We start from the raw sequence: 25,708 nt of genomic DNA, 5'->3' as shown, positions 1-25,708 counted from the left end.
GCTCGCAAGATGATCCTGTTTCCCGATTTGTTGCAGTTGCCCCATCAGTTACGCCATCCCGAAGTGCGGGACCTGGCGTGGGTGATCCTCGCGCCGCCGATGCTCGCCGCTACGCCGTGGCCGCAGCGCCATCCGCTGGCCGGCAGCGACTGGGTACAAGACCCGCAGCGTCTCGAACACTGGCTGCGCCAGCTCGACCTCGACAGTTACGGCCTGCTGCAATGGCTGGCGCAGGCGCGCACCCGGCGTCTGGGCCTGTATTACGAGCGTCTTTGGCAGTTCGCCGTCTCGCATGCGCCGGGCATCGAACTGATCGCCGCCAACCTGCCAATCCGCCGCGCCGGGCACACCCTCGGCGAGCTGGACATGCTGCTGCGTGACCGCGACGGCGTGCATCATCTGGAATTGGCGATCAAGCTCTACCTTGGCCCGCAGGATGGCGATGGCCGCGATCCCGCGCAGTGGCTGGGGCCGGGTTGTCATGATCGACTGGATCGCAAACTGGCGCATCTGGCCGAGCATCAATTGCCGATCTCGGCGCGCCCGGAAAGCCGCGAAGTGCTCGCGGCGCTGGATATCGAAACCTTCAGCGCGCAGCTGTGGCTGGGCGGTTATCTGCTGTATCCGTGGCCCGGGCAGGCCGAGTCACCGCACGGCGCCCATCCGCAACATCTGCGTGGCAGTTGGCTGCATCAGAAGGACTGGCCGGCGTTTGTCGCCCAACGCCCGCCGGGCCGCTGGCAACCCCTGCCCCGCCACGCCTGGCTGGCGCCGGCGCATCACCCGGCGGATCAGGTCTGGACAGATGAGCACCTGCGTTTGTGGCTCGAAGACCTGCCAGCACTGGCCCCGGCGCAGTTGATGGTGCGCCTGACCGAGAATGCCCTGGGCGAATGGGAAGAGGCGGAGCGGTTGTTTCTGGTGGCGGATCTTTGGCCGAATGTGCCCGGCCAAACCTGAGATTTGTGGTGTCCGACCCAATTCGCGAGCAGGCTCGCTCCCACAGAGAATGCATTTCAAATGTGGAATGCGATCCCCTGTGGGAGCGAGCCTGCTCGCGAAAAGAGCAACTCGATCTATAGGGATAACCGCACGGCCAACGCCGCCAACGTCACCAGCAACACCGGCACCGTCAGCACAATCCCGACGCGGAAGTAATAGCCCCAGCCAATGTGAATGCCCTTGCGCTCCAGCACATGCAACCATAACAAGGTCGCCAGACTGCCGATCGGAGTGATCTTCGGCCCCAGGTCGCTGCCGATCACGTTGGCGTAGATCATCGCTTCCTTGATCACCCCGCTGGCCTGACTGGCGTCGATCGACAGCAAGCCAATCAACACCGTTGGCAAGTTGTTCATGATCGACGACAGCAGCGCCGTCAGCACCCCGGTGCCCATGGCCGCGCCCCATACACCGTGCTCAGCGAACACGTCCAGCCACCCGGCGAGGTAACCGGTGAGCCCGGCATTGCGCAGGCCGTACACCACCAGGTACATGCCCAGCGAGAAAATCACGATCTGCCACGGCGCTTCTTTCATAACCTTGCGCGTGGAGATCTTGTGGCCGCGCGCAGCGATGCCCAGCAGCAGCGCAGCACACACCGCGGAAATTGCGCTGATTGGAATGCCCAGCGGTTCCAGAGCGAAGCAGCCAATCAACAGGATCACCAGCACCGCCCAACCGGCATAGAACGTCGCTTTGTCGTGGATCGCGGTATGCGGGTTTTCCAGTTGTGCAGGATCGTACGCCGCCGGGATGTCGCGACGGAAAAACCACAGCAACATGCCCAGCGTCGCCGCCACGCTGACGAAGTTGACCGGCACCATCACTGCGGCATAGCGGTTGAAGCTGATATGGAAGAAGTCCGCCGAAACGATATTGACCAGGTTCGACACCACCAGCGGCAGGCTCGCCGTGTCGGCAATGAACCCGGCGCCCATGACGAATGCCAGCGTCGCCGCCGGTGAAAAGCGCAGTGCCAGCAGCATCGAAATCACGATCGGCGTGAGAATCAGCGCCGCGCCGTCATTGGCGAACAACGCAGACACCAGCGCACCAAGCAGCACCATGAAGGCAAACAATTTGCGCCCACTGCCCCGCCCCCAACGCGCCACGTGCAGCGCTGCCCAATTGAAAAAGCCAGCCTCGTCGAGCAACAGGCTGATGATGATCAGCGCGACGAAGGTGCCGGTCGCGTTCCAGATGATCTGCCAGACCAGCGGGATATCCGTGAGGTGAACGACGCCAAAAATCAACGCCAGCACGGCGCCCAGCGTTGCACTCCAGCCGACGCCGAGACCTTTGGGTTGCCAGATGACGAGGGTGATGGTCAGCAGGAAAATCAGTGACGCAGCGAGCATTCGCAGGAGCCTTCAAATAGCGAAACGGGTGGAAATCGAACGAATGTGGGAGCGAGCCTGCTCGCGAAAGCGGTGTGTCAGACGTGAAATTGTTATCTGACAGTCCGCCTTCGCGAGCAGGCTCGCTCCCACAGTGAGTTTCGGTAAGTTTATTTCTTGTGTTGCTCGACGAACTGGCCGTACGCATCGATGAATTTCTGCAGGAACGGCTTCACCGAGTCGCTCAGCTTGCCCGCTTCATCAAACGCGTTGCCCGCACCGCCCAGATACGCTTCCGGCTGTTGCAGGCAGTGAATATCGAGAAAAACGAAGGTCTGACGCAGGTGCTGGTTGGCGCCGAAGCCACCAATGGCGCCTGGCGATACGCTGATCACCGCACCGGGTTTGCCGCTCCAAGCGCTCTGGCCATAAGGGCGCGAACCGACGTCGATGGCGTTCTTCAACGGTGCCGGGATCGAGCGGTTGTACTCGGGGGTGACAAACAGCACCGCGTCGGATGACGCCACTTTCTGACGGAAAGTGCTGTAGGCTGCCGGCGGAGAAGCGCCGTCGATGTCTTCGTTGTACAGCGGCAGCTCACCGATTTCGACAATCTCGAGCTTGAGATTGGCCGGCGCCAGTTCGGCGAGGGCCAGTGCGACTTTGCGATTGATCGATGCTTTGCGCAGGCTACCGACCACTACAGCGACGTTGTAGACATTGCTCATGGATGACTCTCGATGGTCCGTGGGAAGAGTCGCTAGTTATAGATGATCCAGTGACGCTTTCACCAGTGGTCATTGGTTTTTCCTGCGCGGCGAATATTTTTTTCCTGTAGGAAAACTTACCGAGCTTGGTGACGGTCTACAAAGCCGCAAATCAAGCGTTTTATCTCCAGAGGTTCTAAGCAGATGGCAGCAGTACTCGTCGGTCAGTTTCATGCAAGAGATGCGGAAGGCCGCGTTTATTCCGTGCATGAATTCCAGGAATCGAACCCGTCTGCAGACGGATCCACTGGCTCGGAGCCCATTTACAGACTGGCTATTGGCGATCGGGTCAATAAGGTCAGTGACAGCGAGTTTCTCCTGGTTCAATCAGGCATTACCCTGATTCGCGAACCTGAGCCAACCGTCGCTCAATAACCCAGCGTTATGAGCAGAAGTCATGCGAGCGGACTTGGGGTAGGATTCAGCGTCTGACCCCACCTGCTGAACATGGACTTCACGCATGCGTTTACGCCACATCGAAGTGATTCAGGCGCTCTTGCAGACCGGTCACCTGGGCACCGCCGCCGAATGGCTGCAATTGCCGGTGACCGAGGTCGAAGAGCGCTTGCGCGAAGCCGAGAGTCAGCTGGGGTTCATGCTGTTTGCCAGCGTTCGCGGGCGCCTGCAATCGACCCCCGAAGCGCGCGCTTTGCAGGTGGAAATCGCACACGTTTACGAGGCGCTTGAGCCGGTGCAGCGTCTGGCCAGCAGCCTCAAGCAATACCTCGCCCCGCCCTTGCGCATCATCGGCACCCCGCCGCTGGCCCAGCAATTGCTACCACAAAGCCTTGCGACTCTGCGTCGACGCCTGCCCGACGCACCGTGCAGCCTGCTCAGCGCGCCGACTCGCAACATCGTCCGCAGCCTGTTACTGCGCGAAAGCGATCTGGGCCTGAGCCTGCACGATCCCGAACATCCCGATATCCACTGCCAGCCGCTGGCCCTAGGCAAGCTGCAATTGCTCGCTCCGCACGGCTGGCTGCAACCGAAACAGAAATACATATCCCTGGCAGATCTGGCCGGTCAGGCCATGGTCGGTCTCGAAGGTCAGGATCCGCTGAGCCCGGCGCTGGAAAACAAACTTCAGGCCTTGCGCCCGGCACCGAGCATCCAGACCCGCGTGCAGACCCATCAGATGATGCGCAGCATGGTCGAGGCCGGCGAAGGTCTGGCGATCGTCGACCCCTTCACCGCGTTGGGCGCCCGCGCCGGTGGGCTTGACGTCTGCCCACTCTCACCGGCTGTGCCGATCAACCTCTACGCCCTGACCTTCAAACATGCCACGCCGTCGGCGGCGATTCAGACACTGCTGACCATCGTCACGGAACAAGCCGAGGCGATGTTGTCGAGCTGAGTGGTTTTTCCAGCGGATTATCGAACAGGCGATACCAGAACAATGCGACTTCGGCGGTGTGCGGATCGATGCCGCGATAGCGCAACTGGTCGATGCCGCCGATCACATAACCGCAGCGCTCATACAGCCGACAGGCGCCGAGGTTGTTGTTCTGGGTTTCGAGCATGATGCCCGGCAGCTTCTTCTTGCGACTCCAGAACTGCGCGACATCGAGCAACGCCTTGGCCACGCCGTGGCGACGGGCCGGGGCATGCACCGCCAGTTCATCGATGTGGGCAAAGCCGTTCCAGTTGGTGCTGATCACCAGGTGACCGACCGGCTCGTCGTCCAGGTACGCCATGAAAATCGCACTGTCGGGCGCGTTGTGAAAGGCGCTGAACTCTTCCGGATCGATGCCGTAGCACTTGCGGTACGGCACGATTGGCGTCACCGGCCACTGCTCGACCGGCTTGCCGATCACGGCGGCGCCATAGGCGGCGACTTCGAAACTGAAGTCGCTGCCCCAGATATACGGCGCAAAACCTTCGTCGGCGACCCGCACCGACAACCCTGGGTATTTCGGATTCATGACCGGTTGCATACTGGGAAAAGTCCTCATTCCTTGACGCAGCCGACAGTGTCGACCTTGCTGTCGCGATGGATGATTGCCAGCGCAAATTTGAACTCTTTGTACATGAGGCTCAGTGTCCTGAGGCGGCAGATTTGCACCTGACCAGTGCACTCAGGGTAGAGGGTTGCAGCGAATGTGGCGAGGGTGGCAACTTGGCTTCATGTCGCCAAATGCAAAAAATCGCTGCCTTCCTGGTCCCTACTATGGAATGCAATCCCTTTAGGAGCTGCCGAAGGCTGCGATCTTTTGATCCTCAGGTTTTTCAGGCCTGCGCATCAGCCTCGGCAATCTGCGTCCACAACGCCGGCGCTCCCGCCGATTTGGCGATGATTTCCAGCCGCACCAGATGCGCCGCCAGTTCTTCTTCAGTCGCCCGGATGATGCGTGCTGGCTGACGATCGACCGGCAGGCGGCGGATTTCGGTAGCCGAATTGTCGGCACCTTCGCCCGTGCCATTGCCATCGGAGGCGTTGCCGGCCAGCGACAGGCTGGTCTGGCCGCCGGTCATGGTCAGGTAGACGTCGGCGAGAATCTCCGAGTCGAGCAAGGCGCCGTGCAGTTCACGGCCGGAGTTGTCGACGCCGTAACGCTTGCACAACGCATCAAGGCTGTTGCGCTGCCCCGGGTGACGTTCCCGGGCCATCATCAGGGTGTCGAGGATCGTGCAATGCTGGGTGATGTCAGCGCGATCGTGCTGGCCCATCAAGGCGAATTCGTTGTTGATGAAGCCAACGTCGAACGCCGCGTTGTGGATGATCAGTTGCGCGCCCTGGATGAACTCGAAGAACTCATCGGCAACTTCGGCAAAGCGCGGCTTGCCGACGAGGAATTCGTTGGTGATGCCGTGCACACCGATCGCACCTTCGTCGCTCTCGCGATCCGGTTGCAGATAAACGTGGAAATGCCGGCCCGTCAGGCGCCGACCGATCAGTTCGACGCAACCGATTTCAATGATCCGGTGACCATCGGTCACCGGCATGCCGGTGGTTTCGGTATCGAGTACAACGGATCTGGTGGCCATCAGTGCTCAGCTCTCAACGGGTCAATCGGGCAAAGGCGCGGATGTTAACACGCTGGGAATGAAGCCTGTAGGAGCTGCGGCACGCTGCGATCTTTTGATTTTTCTTACAGCAAGATCAAAAGATCGCAGCCTTCGGCAGCTCCTACAGGGGAATGCATTGCAAATGTGGGAGCGAGCCTGCTCGCGAACGGCCACGCCACGGTTCACAAGCGAAATCAGCTCTGCTTGTAACCGCGAACTTCATCCACTCCACGGTTAGCCAGTTGGTCCGCCCGCTCGTTACCATGATGGCCAATGTGCCCGCGCACCCATTTCCAGGTGACTTTGTGGCGATTGACCTGCTCGTCCAGCTCTTTCCACAGATCGGCGTTTTTCACCGGTTCTTTCGCAGCGGTTTTCCAGCCGCGCTTCTTCCAGTTGGCCATCCACTCGTTGATGCCTTTCATCACGTATTGCGAGTCGGTGACCAGCAGCACTTCGCAGGGGCGCTTGAGCGCTTCGAGGCCACGAATCGCGCCGAGCAGCTCCATGCGGTTGTTGGTGGTGTTGGCCTCGCCGCCCCACAGTTCCTTTTCGACGCCCTTGCATACCAGCAGCGCGCCCCAGCCGCCGGGGCCGGGGTTGCCCTTGCAGGCACCGTCGGTGAACAGTTCTACGGTGTCGACGCTTTCCACGCTTTCGCTCATGCCAGTCTTTCCAGAAAAATGCCGTCCTGCCAATCACGGATCGACAATGACCGCGGCCGGGACAAGCCCGGCCACAAATAAAAGAAGATTTACGGTTCGATGCGGCGGCGGTTGACCTTGGCCATCGGCAGCGGAATCAGCTTGCCCATCGGCTCGCGGCGTTCCTGGCGCAACGGCCTGAGCCCCACCACGATCTTGCGCGCCACCAGCAGATAGAAGCCACCGCCGGACAGCTGCCAGTCACCGGCCTTGCGTTCCCAGCCGGCCAGGCGGTGCTGCCACTTGGCCGACGCGAGCGGCGGACGATAGCACCCGAAGCGGCGTTTCTCCAGCGCGAAGCCCAGCAGATTGAGCCAGTCGGCGACCCGCGACGGCGAGATGCAGCGCGCCTTGCGCAGGGCATCATTGGCGAAGAAATGCCGCAGCCCCCAAGTGCTCCAGGGGTTGATGCCGATGATCAGCAGATGCCCGCCGGGGCGCACGCTGCTCGCTGCTTCACGCAGCAAACCGTGGGGCGACAGGCAGAAATCGAGGCCATGCTGCATCACCACCACGTCGGCGGCGTGCTCGCTCAACGGCCAGGCCTGCTCTTCGCAAACGATCTCGACTCCGGGCAACGGTGCGCCGAGACGCACGTTGCGCTGCACTTGCGGCGCGGACGGCGGGGTTTCGGCGGACGGCCCGTAATGCACCAGATAACCGCCGAAGAAGCGGCCGAGCTCGTCGTCGAGCATGCGCCGCTCTTCATCCAGCAGAAATTGCCCGAGCGGCCCCGACAGCCATTCGCGGGCGGCGCTGATCAATGCGAGCCAGTCGGGATCGGCCTGAGCGAACGCTTTATCGGTCATGTCATTCTCCAACGCGCCAGGAACTACTAAGATGCGCCAATGTTTTCCGCTTGGCGAATTCCGACGATGATACAGATCAGTGCCCTGCCCGCGTTCACCGACAACTACATCTGGTTGTTACAGGATCATCAGACCCAGCGCTGTGCGGTGGTCGATCCGGGCGACGCCGCCCCGGTGCAGGCGTGGCTCGATGCGCATCCGGGCTGGGTGCTCAGCGATATTCTGATCACTCACCATCACCATGACCATGTCGGCGGCGTCGAGCGCCTGAAGGCCGCGACCGGTGCCAAAGTCTACGGCCCGGCCAGCGAACGTATCCCGGCACGCGAAGTAGCCCTTAAGGACAACGACAGCATCAGCGTGCTCGGCTGGGACTTCGACGTCTACGCGGTGCCCGGTCACACCCTGGGGCACATCGCCTATTACCACCATGGCCTGCTGTTCTGCGGCGACACCCTGTTCGCCGCCGGTTGCGGCCGGTTGTTCGAAGGCACGCCCGAGCAGATGTACCGCTCGCTCAGCCGTCTTGCGGCCTTGCCGGAAGATACGCTGGTCTACTGCACCCATGAATACACCTTGAGCAATCTGAAATTTGCCGCCGCCGTCGAGCCGGGCAATCCGGAAGTCGCCGCCCGTCTGGAAAAGGTCACCCAGCAACGGCAGAACGGCGTGATGACATTGCCGTCGACTTTGGCCCTGGAAAAGCTTACCAATCCGTTTTTACGCACTTCTGAAACATTGGTTACACAAAAAGTGGACGAACGGGAAGGCGCTCAAAACCGGGAGCCGAGCGAGGTATTTGCGGCTCTGCGAGCATGGAAAGACAAGTTCTGACGACCGCGCCGGCCGGGACAAAAATTCTCAATGGTTGACCGCAGGGGGTGCGCTTTCTAGAATCGCCCGACATTTTTGCCCGGAACTTACTTCCAGCCAATGTCGTCATCCATACGTAAGTCCGTCAATTCAGATGCTTTGACCCGCCTGGCGCAAGCCATCGCGGTGGCTGTGTCCGCCACGCTGGCGGGTTGCTCCAGCCACGCTCCGCAGACTGAAGCGACGCACACGCCGAACATTGCTGCGCGAGCCAAGCAGAAGCCGATCTGGCTGACCGAGAAGCCCACTCCCGTGGCGCCCCAGGACATCTGGGAACGCATGCGCCAGGGCTTCCAGTTGCAGGAAGGCCTTGGCGTCAATCCGCGAATCGAGCAACAGCGCCTGTGGTTCGCCAGTAATCCCTCTTTTCTCGAGAATGCCGGCGAACGCGGCAGCCTCTACATTCATTACATTGTCGAACGCCTCGAAGAGCGCAATATGCCGCTGGAACTGGCCCTGCTGCCGGTGATCGAGAGCGCGTACAACCCGATGGCCTACTCCCGCGCCGATGCGGTGGGCCTGTGGCAATTCATTCCGTCCACCGGGCGCTACTTCAACCTGCGCCAGACGCGTTTCTATGATGGCCGTCGCGACATCACCGCCTCGACCACGGCAGCGATGGATTACCTGACTCGCCTGCACGACATGTTCAACGGCGACTGGCTGCTGGCTCTGGCGGCCTATAACGCCGGTGAAGGCACCGTCAGCCGTGCGATCGAGCGCAACGAGAAGCTCGGCCTGCCCACCGACTACTGGAACCTGCCGCTGCCGGCGGAAACCCAGGCCTATGTGCCGAAGTTGCTGGCACTGTCGCAAGTGGTACTGGCGCCGGAAGCCTACGGCGTCAACCTCAACCCGATCGCCAACGAGCCGTACTTCCAGGTCGTCGAAATCAACCAGCGCATGGACCTGTCCAAGGTCGCTGCGGTGGCGAACATCGATGAAGACGAACTGTTCCAGCTCAACCCCGCGTTCAAACAGCGCACCACCATCGACGGTCCGCAGCATCTGCTGGTGCCGACATCCAAGGCGCAACTGCTGACCGCCAGTCTGCAGACCATGCGCCCGGACGAACTGATCAGCCCGCGCTCGCTGAAACCGGTGTTCGAAGGCGCCGATCCGTCGGAAGTGGCGCAGCTCAAACGTGCTTATCGGGTCAAGCGTGGCGACAACCTCGGCTCCATCGCCAAGGCCAACAAGGTCGAAGTCAAGGATCTGCAGCGCTGGAACAAGCTGACCGGCAAGAACCTCAAGGTCGGCCAGACCCTGGTCATGCAGGACAACACCAAGCGTGCACCGGCGCGCAAGTCCGGTCGGGTCAACACCGTGGTCGCGGCGAATACCAAGAGCAAAGGCAAGGACGAGAGCAAGCAGCAGACCCAGTACAAGGTCAAGCGCGGCGACACCCTGTATGTGGTGGCCAAGCGTTTCAACGTCGAGATGCAACATCTCAAGCGCTGGAACCCGGGTGCGGGCAAGGCGTTGAAGCCGGGGCAGATGCTTACGGTTTATCAGCCGCACTGACAGAAGAGCCCCTGAATTCAGGGGCTTTTTTTGGATGAAGTTTTTGGTGTGCTTTAGATCCATCCCCCTCACCCCAGCCCTCTCCCCCAAGGGGGAGAGGGGGAAAGGGAGCCGATCGGGGGCTTTTCAGAAACTGAGTTCGACTCGGTATCGCACCTCGGTGCAATTCGCCCAGACACCACGATCAGTCCCCTCTCCCTCCGGGAGAGGGTTAGGGTGAGGGGCTCTTTAACCCGCATCTTTTTCCTGTCCAGACAAGCTGTTACTGTACGGCCCACAAAGCCCAAGCCGCTGGATCGGATCTGACTTGAAGCGTGCCCTCTCCCTGCTCCTGATCAGCCTGGCCTTGAGCTCACCCGCAAGCGCGACGATTACCGAAAGTCACGGTTATGCGCAGTTCGGCACGCTCAAGTACCCGGCCAGATTTACCCACTTCAACTGGGTCAACCCGCAAGCGCCCAAGGGCGGTACGTTGCGGGTGATGGCGTTCGGCACCTTCGATACGGTCAATCCGTACACTTTCAAGGGCACCAGCCCGGTCACCACCGCCAATTTCCTTCAGTACTGCATCAACGAGCTCAATGAGCCGCTGATGGTTGGCACCGGGCAGTATTCGCCGTCCGGCGACGAACCCGCGTCGAGTTACGGGTTGATCGCGCAATCGGTGGAGTACAGCGAAGATCGCAGCTGGGTCGTCTTCAATTTGCGCCCCGAAGCGCGCTTTCACGACGGCGCGCCTGTCACCGCCTACGACGTGGCGTTCTCCTATCGAACGCTGCTCAAGGACGGTCATCCGCTGTATCGCACGGCCCTGCAGGAAGTGCTGCGAGTCGACATTCTCAACAAGCAGCGCATTCGTTTCGTGTTCAAGCGCTCGGGCAATCCGCTGTTGATCCTGCGCCTGGGCGAATTGCCGGTACTGCCGCAGCATTACTGGAAAGACCGCGACTTCAAAGCCACCACCTTCGAGCCGCCGCTGGGTAGCGGGCCGTACCGCATCACGTCGGTCACGCCGGGTCGGCAGCTGATTTTCGAGCGGGTCAAGGATTACTGGGGCAAGGACTTACCGGTCAATCGCGGCAAGTACAACTTCGATCGCATGGAAGTCGAGTTCTACCGCGACAGCGATGTCGCCTTCGAAGCATTCAAGGCCGGTGAGTTCGACATCTACATCGAGCATCAGGCGAAGAACTGGGTCAACGGTTACAACTTCCCTGCTGTACGTCGTGGCGAAGTGCTCAAGGTGCAGATCCCGCATCAGATCCCGACCCAGACTCAGGGCCTGTTCATGAACAGCCGCCGCGCGACCTTCGCCGATGTCAGGACGCGCGAAGCGTTGGGTCTGATGTTTGACTTCGAATGGACCAACCGCGCGCTGTTCAGCGATGCCTATAAACGCACCAGCAGCTACTATCCCAACAGTGAATTCAGCGCCTCGGGTTTGCCGGTCGGGCATGAATGGCTGATGCTCAAGCCTTACAAGGAGCAGTTGCCAGCCCGGCTGTTCACCGAGCCGTTCAGCCTGCCGAAAACCGACGGCCGTGGCATCCCGCGCGAGACCATGCGTAAAGCCCTCGCCCTGCTCGCCGAGGCCGGTTGGAATCTCCACGGCCAGCGCCTGCAAGACAAAGACGGCCAGCCGCTGCGTTTCGAACTGCTGCTGGTCAATCCGAGCCTGGAGCGGCTTTATCAGCCGTACATCGAGAATCTCAACAGCATCGGCATCGACGCGCGCCTGCGCACGGTCGATCGCGCTCAATACAAACAACGCCTCGATCAATTCGATTTCGACATGATCTCGATGACGCTGGGCCAGACCCTGAGCCCGGGCCTTGAGCAGTGGCAGTACTTCCACTCCAGCCAGGTGAACGTCAAGGGCAGCAAGAATTACGCGGGCATCGCCAACCCGGTGGTCGATCACCTGCTCGAACAATTGCTCGCCGCGCGCACCCGCGACGAGCAGGTCGCCGCCGGCAAGGCGCTCGACCGCGTGCTGCTCTGGCAGCACTACAGCATTCCCAACTGGTACCTCAATTATCACCGTCTGGCCTACCGCAACCGGTTGGCCTTTGTCACCACGCCGCCCTACACCCTGGGCCTGAGCGCATGGTGGCTGAAGTCTTCGGAGAAAGATCGATGAACGCTGTTCGCACCCTGCTCGTGCAGGCCGGCGGCTTGCTGTTCGCCGGGCTGGCCTGGGCCGCCCCGCAACACGCCGTGACCCTGTACAACGAGCCGCCGAAATACCCGGCCGATTTCAAGCATTTCGACTACGTGAACCCTGATGCGCCCAAGGGCGGCGTGTTCCGCCAAGCCGGTTTCGGCGGCTTCGACAGCCTCAACCCGTTCATCAACAAAGGCGTGCCCGCCGATGACATCGGCCAGATCTACGACACCCTGACCAAACACAGCCTCGACGAGCCGTTCACCGAGTACGGCCTGATTGCCAGCAAGATCGAGAAAGCCGACGACAACAGTTGGGTGCGCTTCTACCTGCGCCCGGAAGCACGCTTCCATGACGGCCACCCGGTGCGCGCCGAAGACGTGGTGTTCAGCTTCGAGACGCTGACCAAGGAAGGCTCGCCGATGTTTCGCGGCTATTACAACGACGTCGCCGAAGCCATCGCCGAAGACCCGCTGAAGGTCTTGTTCAAGTTCAAGCACAGCAACAACCGCGAGCTGCCGCTGATCCTCGGCCAGTTGCCGGTCCTGCCGAAACACTGGTGGGCCAGCCGCGACTTCAACAAGGGCAATCTGGAAATCCCATTGGGCAGCGGCCCGTACAAGGTCACCCAAGTGAAGGCAGGCCGCTCGGTACGTTACGAGCGGGTCAAGGATTACTGGGGCAAGGACTTGCCGGTCAACCGTGGCTTCTACAACTTCGACACGATGACCACCGACTACTACCGCGACAACACCGTCGCCCTCGAAGCGCTGAAGGCCGGGCAGTTCGATTATTGGCTGGAGATGACCGCGAAGAACTGGGCCAGCGCCTATAACGTTCCGGCGGTCACCGAGGGCCGTTTGATCAAGGAACTGATCCCCAACAGCAACCCGACCGGTATGCAGGGTTTCGTGTTCAACCTGCGCCGCCCGGTGTTCCAGGATGTGCGCGTGCGTCAGGCTCTCGGGCTGCTGTTCGATTTCGAATGGACCAACAAGCAATTGTTCAACGGCGCCTACGTGCGCACCCGCAGTTACTTCGAGAACTCGGAAATGGCCGCCACCGGCCTGCCCGACGCCGAGCAACGGAAGATCCTCGAACCGTTCCGCAGCAAACTGCCGGCTCAGGTATTCAGCGAAGCCTTCGAAAATCCCAAGACCGACGCCAGCGGCATGATCCGCACCCAGCAGCGCGAGGCCTATCAACTGCTGCAAGAGGCCGGCTGGAAAATCGTCGATGACAAAATGGTCGACGCCACCGGCAAGCCGGTGGTGATCGAATTCCTCCTCGCCCAGACCGAATTCGAACGCGTGCTGCTGCCGTTCAAGCGCAACCTCAGCGACCTCGGCATCGATCTGGTGATCCGCCGCGTCGACGTCTCGCAGTACATCAACCGCGTGCGCTCGCGAGACTTCGACATGATGGTCGGCAGCTTTCCGCAGTCCAACTCGCCGGGCAACGAGCAGCGCGAATACTGGATGAGCGCCGCCGCCGACAAGCCGAGCAGCCGCAACAGCATGGGTCTGAAGGATCCGACCGTTGACCAACTGGTGGAAAGCCTGATCAACGCCGACTCGCGCAAAAGCCTGGTGGCCCACGCCCGCGCGCTGGATCGCGTACTGCAATGGGGCTACTACGTGGTGCCCAACTGGCACATCAAGAGCTGGCGCGTGGCTTACTGGAATCATATAGGCCACCCGAAAACCTCGCCCAAGTACGACATCGGCATCAACACCTGGTGGGTCAAGCCTGACGCCAAGCCTGCCGTAGAAGTCGAAACCCAACTGCAAGTCGACCCTGCGGGCACGGAGTAATCAGATGCTGGCGTATATCTTTCGGCGACTGCTGCTGATCATCCCGACCCTGTTCGGCATTCTGCTGATCAACTTCGTGATCATTCAGGCCGCGCCCGGCGGGCCGGTCGAGCAGATGATCGCCAAGCTCGAAGGTTTCGAAGGCGCCACGAGCCGGATTGCCGGCGGCGGTGCCGAAGTGGCGGTAGCCGGCTCGTCCTACCGTGGCGCGCAGGGGCTGGATCCGGCGCTGATCAAGGAAATCGAGCACATGTACGGGTTCGACAAATCGGCCCCGGAACGCCTGTGGATCATGGTCAAGAACTACGCGCAGCTGGATTTCGGCGACAGTTTCTTCCGCGACGCCAAGGTCATCGACCTGATCAAGGAAAAGATGCCGGTGTCGATCTCGCTGGGGCTGTGGAGCACACTGATCATGTATCTGGTGTCGATCCCGCTGGGCATCGCCAAGGCCACGCGACACGGCAGCCACTTCGATGTCTGGACCAGTTCGGCGATCATCGTCGGCTATGCGATCCCGGCGTTTCTGTTTGCGATCCTGCTGATCGTGGTGTTTGCCGGCGGCAGTTATCTGGACTGGTTTCCCCTGCGCGGGCTGACTTCGAACAACTTCGATGAGCTGAGCCTGGGCGGCAAGATCCTCGATTATTTCTGGCACCTGGCATTGCCAGTCACGGCGCTGGTGATCGGCAACTTCGCGACCATGACTCTGCTGACAAAAAACAGTTTTCTCGACGAGATCAACAAACAGTACGTGGTCACCGCCAAAGCCAAGGGCCTGACCCGCCATCGCGTCCTTTACGGCCACGTGTTCCGCAACGCCATGCTGCTGGTGATTGCCGGTTTTCCGTCGGCATTCATCGGTATCTTCTTCACCGGATCCCTGCTGGTGGAAGTGATTTTCTCCCTCGATGGCCTCGGCCTGATGAGTTTCGAAGCGGCGATCAATCGCGATTACCCGGTGGTGTTCGGCACCCTGTTCATCTTCACCCTGCTCGGGCTGGTGGTGAAACTGATCGGCGACCTGACCTACACCTTTGTCGATCCGCGTATCGACTTCGCCAGCCGGGAGCATTGAGATGAACCTGTCCCCTCTCAACCGTCGGCGCTTCGAACTGTTCAAGGCCAACAAGCGTGGCTGGTGGTCGCTGTGGCTGTTTCTGATCCTGTTCGGCCTGAGTCTGGGCGCCGAGCTGATTGCCAACGACAAACCGCTGGTCGTGCATTACGACAACAACTGGTATTTCCCGGCGATCAAGCGCTACCCGGAAACCGCGTTCGGCGGCGAATTCCCGCTGGAAGCCAACTACAAGAGTCCGTACATCCGCGAACTGCTCAAGGCCAAGGACGCGTGGATTCTGTGGGCGCCGATCCCCTACAGCTACCAGAGCATCAACTACGACCTGAAAGTCCCGGCCCCGGCGCCCCCCTCGGCGGACAACCTGCTGGGCACCGACGATCAGGGCCGCGACGTGTTGGCGCGGGTGATCTATGGCTTCCGCATTTCCGTGCTGTTTGCGCTGACGCTGACCGTGCTGAGTTCGATCATCGGCGTGATTGCCGGAGCGCTACAGGGGTTCTACGGCGGCTGGGTCGATCTCGCCGGGCAACGTTTTCTCGAGATCTGGTCGGGGCTGCCGGTGCTGTATCTATTGATCATCCTCGCCAGTTTCGTCCAGCCGAATTTCTGGTGGCTGCTGGGCATCATGCTGCTGTTCTCGTGGATGAGCCTGGTCGATGTGGTGCGCGCCGAGTTCCTGCGCGGGCGCAATCTGGAATACGTGCGCGCCGCCCGCGCGCTGGGCATGCAGAACGGCGCGATCATGTTCCGCCACATCCTGCCCAACGCCATGGTCTCGACCATGACCTTCATGCCGTTCATCCTCACCGGCGCCATCGGCACCCTGACCGCGCTGGACTTCCTCGGCTTCGGCCTGCCGGCCGGCAGCCCGTCGCTGGGCGAACTGGTCGCGCAAGGCAAATCCAATTTGCAGGCGCCGTGGCTGGGCATGAGCGCGTTTGCCGTGCTGGCGCTGATGTTGAGCCTGCTGGTGTTTATCGGCGAGTCCGCTCGCGATGCCTTCGACCCGAGGAAGTGAAATGAATCAGGACAATCTGATCGAAGTGCGCGACCTCGCCGTCGAATTCGGTTTCGGCGAGCGCGTCCACCGCGTGGTCGAGGGCGTGAGCTTCGACATCAAGCGCGGCGAAACCCTGGCGCTGGTCGGTGAATCGGGCTCGGGCAAATCGGTCACGGCGCATTCGATCCTGCGCCTGCTGCCCTACCCCATGGCACGGCATCCGGCCGGTAGCATCAATTACGCCGGGCAGAACCTGCTGGATTTGAGCGAGAAGACCATCCGCCATATTCGTGGCAACCGCATCGCGATGATCTTTCAGGAGCCGATGACCTCGCTCAATCCGCTGCACTCGATCGAAAAGCAGATCAACGAAGTGCTCGGCATCCACAAGGGCCTCAGCGGCAAAGTCGCGACCAAGCGCACTTTGGAGCTGCTGGAGATGGTCGGCATTCCCGAGCCGCACAAGCGTCTCAAGGCCCTGCCCCATGAATTGTCCGGCGGCCAGCGCCAGCGGGTGATGATCGCCATGGCCTTGGCCAACGAGCCGGAATTGCTGATTGCCGACGAACCGACCACCGCGCTGGACGTGACCGTTCAGCTGAAAATCCTCGATTTGCTCAAGGATCTTCAGGCTCGATTGGGCATGTCGCTGTTACTGATCAGTCACGATTTGAACCTGGTGCGAAGAATTGCGCATCGCGTATGTGTCATGCAGCGCGGTTGCATCGTCGAACAGGCATCGTGCGCAGAGCTGTTCCGTTCGCCGCAGCATCCGTACACTCGGGAATTGCTCGGCGCGGAGCCCAGCGGCGGCCCGGCGAGCAATGAAATCGGCGCGCCGCTGCTCGAAGTCGAGGACCTCAAAGTCTGGTTCCCGATCAAGAAAGGCCTGCTCAAGCGCACGGTGGATTACGTCAAGGCAGTGGACGGCATCAATTTCAGCCTGCCGCAGGGTCAGACCCTGGGGATCGTCGGCGAAAGCGGTTCCGGCAAATCCACCCTCGGTCTGGCGATTTTGCGGCTGATCGGCAGCAAAGGCGCGATCCGCTTTGAAGGCAAGCAGCTAGACTGCCTGACGCAGAGTGAGGTTCGCCCGCTGCGGCGGGAGATGCAGGTGGTGTTTCAGGACCCGTTTGGCAGCCTGAGCCCGCGCATGTGCGTCAATGACATCGTTGGCGAAGGCCTGCGGATACATAAGATGGGCACCGCAGCCGAACAGGAAGCGGCGATCATTGCGGCATTGAAGGAGGTAGGTCTGGATCCGGAAACCCGGCACCGCTACCCCCACGAATTTTCCGGAGGGCAACGGCAGCGAATCGCCATTGCCCGGGCCTTGGTGCTGAAACCGGCGCTGATCCTGCTGGACGAGCCGACTTCGGCGCTCGACCGCACGGTGCAGCGGCAAGTGGTGGAGCTGTTGCGTTCACTGCAAGCCAAGTACAACCTGACGTATTTGTTCATCAGCCATGACCTGGCTGTCGTCAAAGCGCTGAGCCACCAGCTGATGGTGGTCAAGCATGGCCAAGTGGTCGAACAGGGAGACGCGCAAAGTATCTTTGCCGCCCCCCAACATCCGTATACACAGCAGTTGCTGGAAGCCGCTTTTCTGGCACCAGCCACTGCGCAATAACCTGAAAGAGGAGCAACACATGGGTTTTCTCGCCGGTAAGCGCGTACTGATCGTCGGTGTCGCCAGCAAGCTGTCCATCGCATCCGGCATCGCTGCCGCCATGCATCGCGAGGGCGCTGAGCTTGCCTTCACTTATCAGAACGACAAACTCAAGGGTCGCGTCGAAGAATTCGCACAAGGCTGGGGTTCGAGCCCTGAGCTGTGCTTCCCGTGCGACGTGGCCAGCGATGAAGAAATCGCCAAGGTCTTCGAACAACTGAGCAAAAAGTGGGACGGCCTGGACTGCATCGTGCACTCCGTCGGCTTCGCCCCGGGCGACCAACTGGACGGCGACTTCACCGAAGCCACTACCCGTGAAGGTTTCCGCATCGCTCACGACATCAGCGCCTACAGCTTCGTGGCCCTGGCCAAAGCTGGCCGCGAAATGATGAAAGGCCGCAACGGCAGCCTGCTGACCCTGTCGTACCTGGGCGCCGAGCGCACCATGCCGAACTACAACGTGATGGGCATGGCCAAGGCTTCGCTGGAAGCCGGCGTCCGTTACCTGGCCGGTTCCCTCGGTCCGGACGGTACCCGCGTCAACTGCGTATCGGCTGGCCCGATCCGCACCCTGGCCGCTTCCGGCATCAAGAACTTCCGCAAGATGCTGGCTGCCAACGAAGCGCAGACTCCGCTGCGCCGCAACGTCACCATCGAAGAAGTCGGCAACGCCGGCGCCTTCCTGTGCTCCGACCTGGCGTCGGGCATCAGCGGTGAAATCATGTACGTCGACGGCGGCTTCAACACCACCGCGATGGGCAACATCGAAGAGTGATCTTCCTGTAGCCAATAGAAAAACCCGCCGGATCCGGCGGGTTTTTTTATGCCTGCAGAACGGTTGCCGCACTACATATGTACCGCCACCGACCCTGCCCTGCCTTTGATACTCGGCGCTCGATGCTTATCAGCCGCCAGGGAGGCGCAGATGAACGACACACCGGTACATGAACAGACGCTGATCCACAATCTCATCGCAGAATTGACCGCCGTACCGGTGGTCACCGCGGCCACGCCGACGCGAACGCTGGAGGTTCCTCGTCCATGCCTGCTGCGCGAATGGATGGAGCTTTACTGGACCGCCCTCGAACGCCCCGAGTTTCTCGACTGGGCCAGTCGCTTTCACATCGACCTGGATACCTTGCAAATCAAAGGCGACATTCTGCAAGCGCGCACACCAGCGAATGGCACCTCCGACGTACGCACCTTCACCCTGGAGGACGACTCTGGCTGGTGGCAGGTGGCGCCGATGCTGCAATCGATTTCCCAACGCATCGACCCTGCCGGGTTGGGCCTGCCTTATATCGGCGGCAAGTCCGCCAACCCGCTGTATCGCTTTCCACGGCAAGTGGTGCTGGCGTTCTACGGTTATCCGGAACCGCAAAACCAGATTCAGGCCCGCGTCATCCTCACCGAAATGAAGAAAACCGGTCTGGCTGCCATCGATGAGAACGGCCACAGCACGTCGGCTGTGGTGAAGGAACGCAACGCGCAACTGGAGGACTTTCGGGCGATCGCCGATCGGATCGATGCGGTGTTGCTGGCGAGCGATCCGTTCGAGCAACGAGGCTTTCTCGATACGCCGGTAACGCTTGCTTCGGCCTCTGTTTCCGCTCCTGTCAGAGGCCCGCGCCTGAAATTGGGCGAGCTGCTGCGTCGCTATGAATTTGCGCTGCCGGAAGATGCGGGACAAGCCAAAGCGCTTGCGCAACGCCTGCGACAGCACAGTTGGCCTGAGCTGCCCTACGTCAGTGACTACGTGCAGACCGGCACCCCCATCCGCAGCTATCGCGAAGACTTCGGCGATCTGGAGGACGTCCGGCATATTGGGCGACGCCTGGAAGATTTGAGCTGGAACAAGGCACCCAAAGCCAGAATCGATTACGAGGAATTCAGCGAGCCCCATCCGGATTCCACGCTCGCGGTGCAGATGGCGCTGGGCCAGGAGCGCTTGCAGATATTCAGCTCCAATGCGGATTTTCAAGCCATCTTGCAACAGCACGGGTTGCCCGCCGACAGTCAATTGCTGGTGACCGAGTCCGGTCATGTCGGCACGGCCAGCGCCAAAGGCTGGGTCAACCTGACGACTGAAGTGGAAAAGCATTCCGATCTGAAACTTCATCGCGACCAGCTTAAAGCTCAGGCAGGCGAAGCCGGCGGCGCCCTGCGCTCGAGCGGTAAAGTCACCCTCGGGCAAATGTTGCGTTTCTACGAGCTACCGTCGCCAAAAACTGTCGAGCAAGCCCTGTCCCTGGCGAAATGGGACAAGATCAATCTGCACATGCGTCCCGGGCACATGAATCAGTGGTATCTGCTGGGTCAACCCTGGACGAAGACCGAGCGGTTCACCGCGCAGCAACGTCAGAGCATCATCGATACCACCCAGGCTTTTTTGCCCGAAGACTCGCCGCCACTGATCGACTACCTCAGTGAAGGGGTCGACACCGATCTGCCGCTCAATACCCTCAAGGCAAAAGCCGACTACCTGATCAGTCGTATCCTGATCACGTCGCGCGCACGGACGCTGGGCAATCAGTTGGTGAAGAACCTCGGAGCGCCGTCTCACAAAAAACGCCTTCTGGCCACCAACCGCGAGCGCCTGTTGCTCGCTGCATTGATTCTCAGCCTGGAACCGAGCGCCGGTGAAGACATAAACCGAATCGTCGCCCAGCGCCTGGAGGGCAGTGATTTCTGGGGCGACAGTTATGACGAAGTGCGCCGGTTCATCGACCGGCAACCCCAACTCGCACTGGTCAAGAACAAGACATTGGCGACACACCTGTTATTGTCCGGCATCTCGCCGGAGTTTCTCATCCGGGGCATTCCTCGATCACTGCCTTACATGAGTTGCCTGCGCTGGGTGAGGCTGAAACAGGTCGTGCTGTATATCGAAAGACGCCTGCCGGGCGCGGCGCGCTTGATGACCTACGAGCAATTGCGCGAGCTGACGGAAGGCCCGGCGCCGGCTGATTTCTACAAGTTTCTGCGCGAGGAGCCGTGTGCCTCGGTCGTAGTGGACTGGGCGGTTGCACGAGGGCTGATCCAGCGCGATGCCGATTTTCAAGTCACGGTCTATGACGCCGCCACGCTCAAGCAAGCCGATCTGCTTTTTCGCAACCACAATCGTCTGATTTACGATTTTTACCGCCGGGCCTTCCAGTCGTCACCGCCCACCCCCGCCACTATTGCCCTCGCCGATCTGCGCAAGATCTTCGCTGATTCCCCACACCTGACAGAGAAGGCGCTGTTTGTTCCAGCCTCGGACGCTGATACAACCGGGCCACATTATTCCCTGAGCCAATTACACATCGCCGGCAAGCTAACGGGTGACATGCAGGGATGGCAATCGAGCAATGCACAATTGCAACTGCCATCGATGATTGCCTCGCTGCCCAGACTGAACAACGTGGCAAGCGCTTTTCATGCAGCGCTGGCGGCGCGCCTCAAGCATATGAAGGACGCGCATGTCGCGATTCTCAAGGAAGCATTCTGCCGGTTGCCGTTGGCGCAACGGCTCGACCTCGAAGACAACACGCTGGAATTGCTCGCCCTGCGGCCAGTATCGGCAGCCACCGACAAACTTGCCAAGGCCGGCACGGCGCCGTTTGGCATATTGGCACTGCTGCATGGGCGGCCAACCAGAGTCTTCGAGATTTTCACCAGCAGAGATGAAGTGGTGCTGCGTCGCGATATCGACATCGCATTACTCAAACCATCGGTGGCGAAAGAAGCGGCGAAAACGCTGCCCCTCGACGCCGAAGCCTACAAAAACGGCTCCCAGCCTCGCTTGAACGCCACCTGCAAGGCGTTTATCACTCGCCTCGATATTGAGGGCGCACCACTTGCGCAACAGGCACGCACCGCCGTGCCCGATACCTTCGCCTCCAACAGAGTCAACGCCATTGCCAGCACCGCCGTCCGGCATCTGTTCGATGCTTATGAAGCGAAAGCCTTGCAAGACGCGTTGCGCATGCCCGAACTCGAGGATGCCGCGGCCAGTCACGAGAAATGGCTGGCGTTTTACCAGAAGCTGAGCCCGCCCAAGCGCTGAGCACTGGCGAATCCGGCGATGAATCGGCTGACGCCTTCGCGAGCAGGCTCGCTCCCACAGAGATGGTGCTGAGCTGAAAAATCCTCCGCGCCATCGAAACCTGTGGGAGCTGGCTCGCCAGCGATGGTGGCGGTGCTAGCAGCCTTTCAGAGCTTGCTTGTGCGCATACATCGCGCCATCTGCATCGGCGAGCAGCCGATCAACGGTTTCGTGGCGCGTGGGGTCGTATTCGATCTGGCCGACGCTGAAGCGAATCGCGTAACCGCGGTGCAGCGTGGCGTTGCGCTCTTCGAGGATTTCCTTGAGCCGCGCCATGATCCGCGTGGTTTCAACGTGGCTGGAGCCGGTCAGCAACGCGACAAACTCATCGCCGCCCAGGCGTCCGACCACGTCGCTTTCGCGAAAGGCAATGCGCAGCACATCGGCGAAGGTCTTCAGCGCACTGTCGCCTTCGGCATGGCCGTACAGATCGTTGATCTGCTTGAAGTCGTTGAGGTCGAAAAACAGCAGCGTCGCCGGCCGGTTCAAGCGCGCGCAGGCATCCAGTGCATGCTGGGCCAGTTGCTTGAAACCACGGCGATTGGACAGCAGCGTCAACTCATCCATGCTCGCCATCTGCACCGCCATCAACTCTTGCTCGGCCATCTCCGCGAGGTCACGCAGCAGCGCGCGCTCTTCGTCATCGAGATGGCGAGGTTTGGTATCAATCAGGCACAAGGTGCCCATTTTGTTACCGTCCGGCACGGTCAGTGGGTACCCGGCGTAAAAGCGAATATTCGGCGCGCCGGTGACCAGCGGATTGTCATGGAAGCGCAGATCTTCCAGCGCATCGGGGACCAGCATCAGCTCGTTCTGCAAAATCGCATGGCCGCAGAACGAGACATCGCGCGATGTCTCGCTGACATCCAGACCCACACAGGATTTGAACCACTGGCGATCCGTGTCGACCAGCGTGACCAGGGCGATCGGCACGTTGAACAGGCGCTTGGCCAGGCGCGTCAGACGATCGAAGCGCTCTTCAGGGGCCGAGTCGAGGTTGAGGCCATGCAGCGCGTCGATACGTGCAGCTTCATTGGCAGGCTTTCCGGGCACCAGCATGCGCACACTCCGTAGACAGTCATGCGTTGAGCGTAGCGCTAAATCGCCGAGGCTTCACATTTGCGCCACCGGACACGGCCCGCCGGCATCGGCCCAGAGTTTGAATTGCGCGACGAAAATATCGTGCGGCACTGGCACCGGTGCGCGCCCTGCCCCGGGATTCCAGCCCCAGAGCACCAGTCTGTCTTCGCTGACGTGTTTTAACAGCGCGGCGAAATCCCGATCACCATTGCTCGCACGGTCCTTGATCATCGCGCAGAGCTTGTCCGAGGGCAGGCCGATCCAGGCCATTTTGTGCGCCGCCGGCGGTAGGCTCCAGTGCGGCGCACCCGGCGGCGCATGAGGGCCGTAACTGGCCGGCGGGTTGCTTTCGGCGTGGCAGGTCGCGCAGGGCAAACCGGCGGCGCCCTTGCCGTCCATGCCGCGCACCACATTCATCGCGTGGGGGATGCCGGCGTCGAACTGCAACGGCGAATCGCCGGGAATGTGGCAATTCTGGCAGCGCGGGCTCTGAAAGACTTTCTGCACCGAGCCAAAGGCTTTCAGAGCTTCCTGATCTTCGGCAAACAGGTCCGAGGCGTAGCCACCGAGACCGAGCAAAACGACGGTGCCCAACACAAGATGTCGTTTCATCTCACACCCCCGACAGTTGCAGTGGCAGTTCGCGCAGGCGTTGCCCGGTCAAGGCGAACACGGCGTTGGCCACGGCCGGCGCGGTCGGTGGCACGCCGGGCTCGCCGATGCCGCCGGGTTTTTCGCTGCTGGCGACGATATGCACTTCCACCGCCGGCATTTCGTTGAGCCGCAACACCTGATAATCGTGATAGTTGGACTGCACGACGCCGCCGTCCTTGACGGTGAGTTTGCTGTGCAACGCCATGCCGAGACCGAAGGTGATGCACGATTCCATCTGCGCGGCGATGCTCTGCGGATTCACCGCAATGCCGCAGTCCACCGCGCAGACCACCCGATGCACGCGGATCGCCAAATTGTCCTGAGACACCTCCGCCACTTGCGCCACGTAGCTGCCGAACGACTCGTGTACCGCCACGCCCAGAGCATGCCCGTCCGGCAACGGCGCGCCCCAGTTGGCCTTCTCCACCGCCAGATTGAGCACGCCAAGGTGGCGCGGGTGCGCCTTTAGCAACGTTCGCCGGTACTCCACCGGATCCTTGCCCGCCGCCGTCGCCAGTTCATCGATCAGCGATTCCATGACGAAACCCGTGTGGGTATGGCCCACCGAGCGCAGCCACAACACATTGATGCCGGTCTGCGGCGAATGCAGGTCGACCTGATGATGAGGCAGATCCTTGATGTACGGACTGTCAGCCACGCCCTCGACCGAGGTGGCATCGATGCCGTTCTTGACCATCGTCGCCTCAAGCATCGTCCCGGCCATGATCGACTGGCCGACCAGCACATGCTGCCAGCTCATCGGCAAACCATCGGCGCCCAGCCCGACCTGCGCCTTGTGCAGATACATCGAGCGGTAGTAGCCGCCGCGAATGTCATCTTCGCGCGCCCACACGGTTTTCACCGGCAGGCCCGCCGCTTTCGCCACTTGCACGGCTTCGGCGACGAAATCCGAGGTCGGATTGGCGCGGCGACCAAAACCACCGCCGAGGAATTCGGTATGAATCTCGACCTGTTCGGGCTTGAGCCCGGTGATCTTGCTGGCGACCATTTGGTCCAGCGTCTGAAATTGCGTACCAGTCCAGATCTCGCATTTGCCGGCGCTGATTTTTACCGTGCAATTGAGCGGTTCCATCGGCGCGTGGGCCAGATACGGCACGCTGTATTCGACCTCGATTTTCTTCGCGGCTTTGCCGAAATTGGCCTTGGCGTCCCCGGCCTGCGTGGCGGAAGTGCCCGGCGTCGCCGCCAGTTTGCGGAAACTCTCCAGCAGTTTTTCACTGCTCATGTCGGCCAGCGCCCCGAGATCCCAGTCAACCTTGAGCGCATCACGGCCCAGCTTCGCCGCCCAGAAATGCTCGGCCACCACCGCCACGCCGCTGGGTACCTGCACCACCTTGTGCACGCCGGGAATCGCCAGCGCTGCGGCGCCTTCGAAGGATTTCACCGTGGCACCGAACACCGGGGCGCGGGCGACCATCGCGGTCATCAGGCCTTCGAACTGCACGTCCATGCCGAACTTGGCGCGGCCGGTGATTTTCTCCGGGGTGTCGAGGCGCTTGGTCGGTTTGCCGATGACTTTCCAGTCCTTGGCCTCCTTGAAGGTGATGGTTTTCGGATCCGGCACCGGCAGTTGCCCGGCGGCATCGGCCAGTTCGCCGTAGGTCGCGCGTTGGTTCCCGGCGATGACCACGCCGGACTCCGTGCGAATCGTCGACGGCGCGACGTCGAAGCGTTTCGCAGCCGCTTCCACGAGCATCTGCCGCGCCGTCGCCCCGGCCAGTCGATAGCGGTCGAATTCCATCCAGGTCGACGTCGAGCCGCCGGTGATCTGCATGCCGCCAAACGCCGGCAAGCCGTAATCGGCCGCCGAGGCTGGCGAGTGCTCGACGCGGATTTTCGACCAGTCGGCGTCCAGTTCTTCGGCGATCAGCATGGTCAGGCCGGTCCAGATGCCCTGGCCCATTTCCGAATGGCCGAGCAGCACGGTGACGCTGTTGTCCGCTGCGATGCGCAGGAACGCGTTGGGCGCGAAGGTCTTGTTCTGATTTTCTGCCGCCCGGGCAAAGCGATTGGCCCCGGGCACCACGAACGCCACCATCAAGCCGCCGCTTAACAGTGCGCTGCCCTTGAGAAACCCGCGACGCGATACGGGACTGTTCATCGTTCCTCTCCCAGA

At 61.0% G+C, this 25,708-nt stretch carries 21 protein-coding genes; 12 read left to right on the top strand and 9 right to left on the bottom strand.

Going from position 1 to position 25,708, the window contains the following annotated elements; all coding sequences use genetic code 11:
• Window positions 1–9 precede the first annotated feature (9 nt).
• Entirely contained in the window at window positions 10–960 is a 951-nt protein-coding gene (locus tag ACYSTU_RS16440; protein WP_499000103.1) for a DUF1853 family protein, read from the top strand.
• 116 nt (window positions 961–1,076) lie between these two features.
• Here the strand turns inward: ACYSTU_RS16440 and ACYSTU_RS16435 are convergent, their stop codons facing one another.
• Both ACYSTU_RS16435 and ACYSTU_RS16430 read right to left on the bottom strand, forming a co-directional pair.
• Entirely contained in the window at window positions 1,077–2,360 is a 1,284-nt protein-coding gene (locus tag ACYSTU_RS16435; RefSeq protein WP_499000100.1) for an arsenic transporter, read from the bottom strand.
• A 149-nt stretch (window positions 2,361–2,509) separates the two neighbouring features.
• Complete coding sequence (locus ACYSTU_RS16430) at window positions 2,510–3,067, bottom strand: NADPH-dependent FMN reductase (RefSeq protein WP_024012496.1); 558 nt, start codon at window positions 3,065–3,067, stop codon at window positions 2,510–2,512.
• 183 nt (window positions 3,068–3,250) lie between these two features.
• Between ACYSTU_RS16430 and ACYSTU_RS16425 the strand changes: the two genes are divergently transcribed.
• Together ACYSTU_RS16425 and ACYSTU_RS16420 are read left to right on the top strand one after the other, a co-directional pair.
• A complete protein-coding gene (locus ACYSTU_RS16425; protein ID WP_016774209.1) occupies window positions 3,251–3,481 on the top strand; it encodes a hypothetical protein in 231 nt (76 codons plus the stop codon).
• 85 nt (window positions 3,482–3,566) lie between these two features.
• Window positions 3,567–4,460, top strand: coding sequence for a LysR substrate-binding domain-containing protein (locus tag ACYSTU_RS16420; RefSeq protein WP_499000095.1), 894 nt, complete (start codon window positions 3,567–3,569; stop codon window positions 4,458–4,460).
• Here ACYSTU_RS16420 and ACYSTU_RS16415 read toward each other — a convergent pair.
• The 4 genes from ACYSTU_RS16415 to ACYSTU_RS16400 all read right to left on the bottom strand — a co-directional run bounded on the left by ACYSTU_RS16415 (window position 4,426) and on the right by ACYSTU_RS16400 (window position 7,625).
• Entirely contained in the window at window positions 4,426–5,040 is a 615-nt protein-coding gene (locus ACYSTU_RS16415) for a GNAT family N-acetyltransferase (protein WP_016774208.1), read from the bottom strand. The two genes, ACYSTU_RS16420 and ACYSTU_RS16415, sit on opposite strands and share 35 nt — an antisense overlap.
• Before the next feature lie 292 nt (window positions 5,041–5,332).
• The gene (dnaQ, locus tag ACYSTU_RS16410) at window positions 5,333–6,091 is read right to left on the bottom strand and encodes a DNA polymerase III subunit epsilon (protein ID WP_024012494.1); all 759 of its coding nucleotides are present in this window, start codon (window positions 6,089–6,091) and stop codon (window positions 5,333–5,335) included.
• 215 nt (window positions 6,092–6,306) lie between these two features.
• Complete coding sequence (gene rnhA, locus ACYSTU_RS16405; protein WP_007910572.1) at window positions 6,307–6,777, bottom strand: ribonuclease HI; 471 nt, start codon at window positions 6,775–6,777, stop codon at window positions 6,307–6,309.
• Window positions 6,778–6,866: 89 nt separating this feature from the next.
• On the bottom strand, window positions 6,867–7,625 hold the full coding sequence (locus ACYSTU_RS16400; RefSeq protein WP_499000091.1) for a class I SAM-dependent methyltransferase: 759 nt from the start codon (window positions 7,623–7,625) through the stop codon (window positions 6,867–6,869).
• 66 nt (window positions 7,626–7,691) lie between these two features.
• On the opposite strand from ACYSTU_RS16400, the gene gloB reads away from it, so the two are divergent.
• The 9 genes from gloB to ACYSTU_RS16355 all read left to right on the top strand — a co-directional run bounded on the left by gloB (window position 7,692) and on the right by ACYSTU_RS16355 (window position 21,798).
• Window positions 7,692–8,459, top strand: coding sequence for a hydroxyacylglutathione hydrolase (gene gloB / locus ACYSTU_RS16395; protein WP_499000089.1), 768 nt, complete (start codon window positions 7,692–7,694; stop codon window positions 8,457–8,459).
• Between the two features lie 99 nt (window positions 8,460–8,558).
• Window positions 8,559–10,022 (top strand): transglycosylase SLT domain-containing protein, encoded by a 1,464-nt coding sequence (locus tag ACYSTU_RS16390; protein ID WP_039763240.1) that lies wholly within the window; start codon window positions 8,559–8,561, stop codon window positions 10,020–10,022.
• A gap of 307 nt (window positions 10,023–10,329) precedes the next feature.
• Window positions 10,330–12,162, top strand: coding sequence for an extracellular solute-binding protein (locus ACYSTU_RS16385; protein ID WP_499000087.1), 1,833 nt, complete (start codon window positions 10,330–10,332; stop codon window positions 12,160–12,162).
• Complete coding sequence (locus tag ACYSTU_RS16380; protein WP_425643170.1) at window positions 12,159–14,000, top strand: extracellular solute-binding protein; 1,842 nt, start codon at window positions 12,159–12,161, stop codon at window positions 13,998–14,000. Before ACYSTU_RS16385 ends, ACYSTU_RS16380 begins: the two co-directional genes overlap by 4 nt.
• A 4-nt stretch (window positions 14,001–14,004) precedes the next feature.
• On the top strand, window positions 14,005–15,078 hold the full coding sequence (locus ACYSTU_RS16375) for a microcin C ABC transporter permease YejB (protein ID WP_016774154.1): 1,074 nt from the start codon (window positions 14,005–14,007) through the stop codon (window positions 15,076–15,078).
• Window position 15,079: 1 nt separating this feature from the next.
• Window positions 15,080–16,099 (top strand): ABC transporter permease, encoded by a 1,020-nt coding sequence (locus tag ACYSTU_RS16370; RefSeq protein WP_016774153.1) that lies wholly within the window; start codon window positions 15,080–15,082, stop codon window positions 16,097–16,099.
• A gap of 1 nt (window position 16,100) precedes the next feature.
• Complete coding sequence (locus ACYSTU_RS16365) at window positions 16,101–17,711, top strand: ABC transporter ATP-binding protein (RefSeq protein WP_056784662.1); 1,611 nt, start codon at window positions 16,101–16,103, stop codon at window positions 17,709–17,711.
• Between the two features lie 19 nt (window positions 17,712–17,730).
• Window positions 17,731–18,525: an enoyl-ACP reductase FabI gene (fabI, locus tag ACYSTU_RS16360; RefSeq protein WP_014339032.1), complete on the top strand. Its 795-nt coding sequence runs from the start codon at window positions 17,731–17,733 to the stop codon at window positions 18,523–18,525.
• 150 nt (window positions 18,526–18,675) lie between these two features.
• Window positions 18,676–21,798, top strand: a complete 3,123-nt coding sequence (locus ACYSTU_RS16355; RefSeq protein WP_499000079.1) for a hypothetical protein — start codon at window positions 18,676–18,678, stop codon at window positions 21,796–21,798.
• 135 nt (window positions 21,799–21,933) lie between these two features.
• Here the strand turns inward: ACYSTU_RS16355 and ACYSTU_RS16350 are convergent, their stop codons facing one another.
• From ACYSTU_RS16350 to ACYSTU_RS16340, 3 genes are read right to left on the bottom strand one after another with little or no spacing between them, the layout of a single operon-like run.
• Window positions 21,934–22,896, bottom strand: a complete 963-nt coding sequence (locus tag ACYSTU_RS16350; RefSeq protein WP_071171843.1) for a sensor domain-containing diguanylate cyclase — start codon at window positions 22,894–22,896, stop codon at window positions 21,934–21,936.
• Window positions 22,897–22,950: 54 nt separating this feature from the next.
• Complete coding sequence (locus ACYSTU_RS16345; protein ID WP_499000076.1) at window positions 22,951–23,529, bottom strand: hypothetical protein; 579 nt, start codon at window positions 23,527–23,529, stop codon at window positions 22,951–22,953.
• 1 nt (window position 23,530) lies between these two features.
• Entirely contained in the window at window positions 23,531–25,693 is a 2,163-nt protein-coding gene (locus ACYSTU_RS16340; protein ID WP_136494205.1) for a xanthine dehydrogenase family protein molybdopterin-binding subunit, read from the bottom strand.
• Window positions 25,694–25,708 lie beyond the last annotated feature (15 nt).

The organism is Pseudomonas glycinis (assembly GCF_054871425.1).
Note: the sequence above shows the minus strand (reverse complement) of the source record. Positions and strands in the feature narration are given on the sequence as shown.

Bases quoted from the DNA above. Each gene is read 5' to 3' on its own strand.
- ACYSTU_RS16440 (WP_499000103.1), top strand. From the start codon at position 10: ATGATCCTGTTTCCCGATTTGTTGCAGTTGCCCCATCAGTTACGCCAT.
- ACYSTU_RS16435 (WP_499000100.1), bottom strand. From the start codon at position 2,360: ATGCTCGCTGCGTCACTGATTTTCCTGCTGACCATCACCCTCGTCATC.
- ACYSTU_RS16430 (WP_024012496.1), bottom strand. From the start codon at position 3,067: ATGAGCAATGTCTACAACGTCGCTGTAGTGGTCGGTAGCCTGCGCAAA.
- ACYSTU_RS16425 (WP_016774209.1), top strand. From the start codon at position 3,251: ATGGCAGCAGTACTCGTCGGTCAGTTTCATGCAAGAGATGCGGAAGGC.
- ACYSTU_RS16420 (WP_499000095.1), top strand. From the start codon at position 3,567: ATGCGTTTACGCCACATCGAAGTGATTCAGGCGCTCTTGCAGACCGGT.
- ACYSTU_RS16415 (WP_016774208.1), bottom strand. From the start codon at position 5,040: ATGCAACCGGTCATGAATCCGAAATACCCAGGGTTGTCGGTGCGGGTC.
- dnaQ (WP_024012494.1), bottom strand. From the start codon at position 6,091: ATGGCCACCAGATCCGTTGTACTCGATACCGAAACCACCGGCATGCCG.
- rnhA (WP_007910572.1), bottom strand. From the start codon at position 6,777: ATGAGCGAAAGCGTGGAAAGCGTCGACACCGTAGAACTGTTCACCGAC.
- ACYSTU_RS16400 (WP_499000091.1), bottom strand. From the start codon at position 7,625: ATGACCGATAAAGCGTTCGCTCAGGCCGATCCCGACTGGCTCGCATTG.
- gloB (WP_499000089.1), top strand. From the start codon at position 7,692: ATGATACAGATCAGTGCCCTGCCCGCGTTCACCGACAACTACATCTGG.
- ACYSTU_RS16390 (WP_039763240.1), top strand. From the start codon at position 8,559: ATGTCGTCATCCATACGTAAGTCCGTCAATTCAGATGCTTTGACCCGC.
- ACYSTU_RS16380 (WP_425643170.1), top strand. From the start codon at position 12,159: ATGAACGCTGTTCGCACCCTGCTCGTGCAGGCCGGCGGCTTGCTGTTC.
- ACYSTU_RS16375 (WP_016774154.1), top strand. From the start codon at position 14,005: ATGCTGGCGTATATCTTTCGGCGACTGCTGCTGATCATCCCGACCCTG.
- ACYSTU_RS16370 (WP_016774153.1), top strand. From the start codon at position 15,080: ATGAACCTGTCCCCTCTCAACCGTCGGCGCTTCGAACTGTTCAAGGCC.
- ACYSTU_RS16365 (WP_056784662.1), top strand. From the start codon at position 16,101: ATGAATCAGGACAATCTGATCGAAGTGCGCGACCTCGCCGTCGAATTC.
- fabI (WP_014339032.1), top strand. From the start codon at position 17,731: ATGGGTTTTCTCGCCGGTAAGCGCGTACTGATCGTCGGTGTCGCCAGC.
- ACYSTU_RS16355 (WP_499000079.1), top strand. From the start codon at position 18,676: ATGAACGACACACCGGTACATGAACAGACGCTGATCCACAATCTCATC.
- ACYSTU_RS16350 (WP_071171843.1), bottom strand. From the start codon at position 22,896: ATGCTGGTGCCCGGAAAGCCTGCCAATGAAGCTGCACGTATCGACGCG.
- ACYSTU_RS16345 (WP_499000076.1), bottom strand. From the start codon at position 23,529: ATGAAACGACATCTTGTGTTGGGCACCGTCGTTTTGCTCGGTCTCGGT.
- ACYSTU_RS16340 (WP_136494205.1), bottom strand. From the start codon at position 25,693: ATGAACAGTCCCGTATCGCGTCGCGGGTTTCTCAAGGGCAGCGCACTG.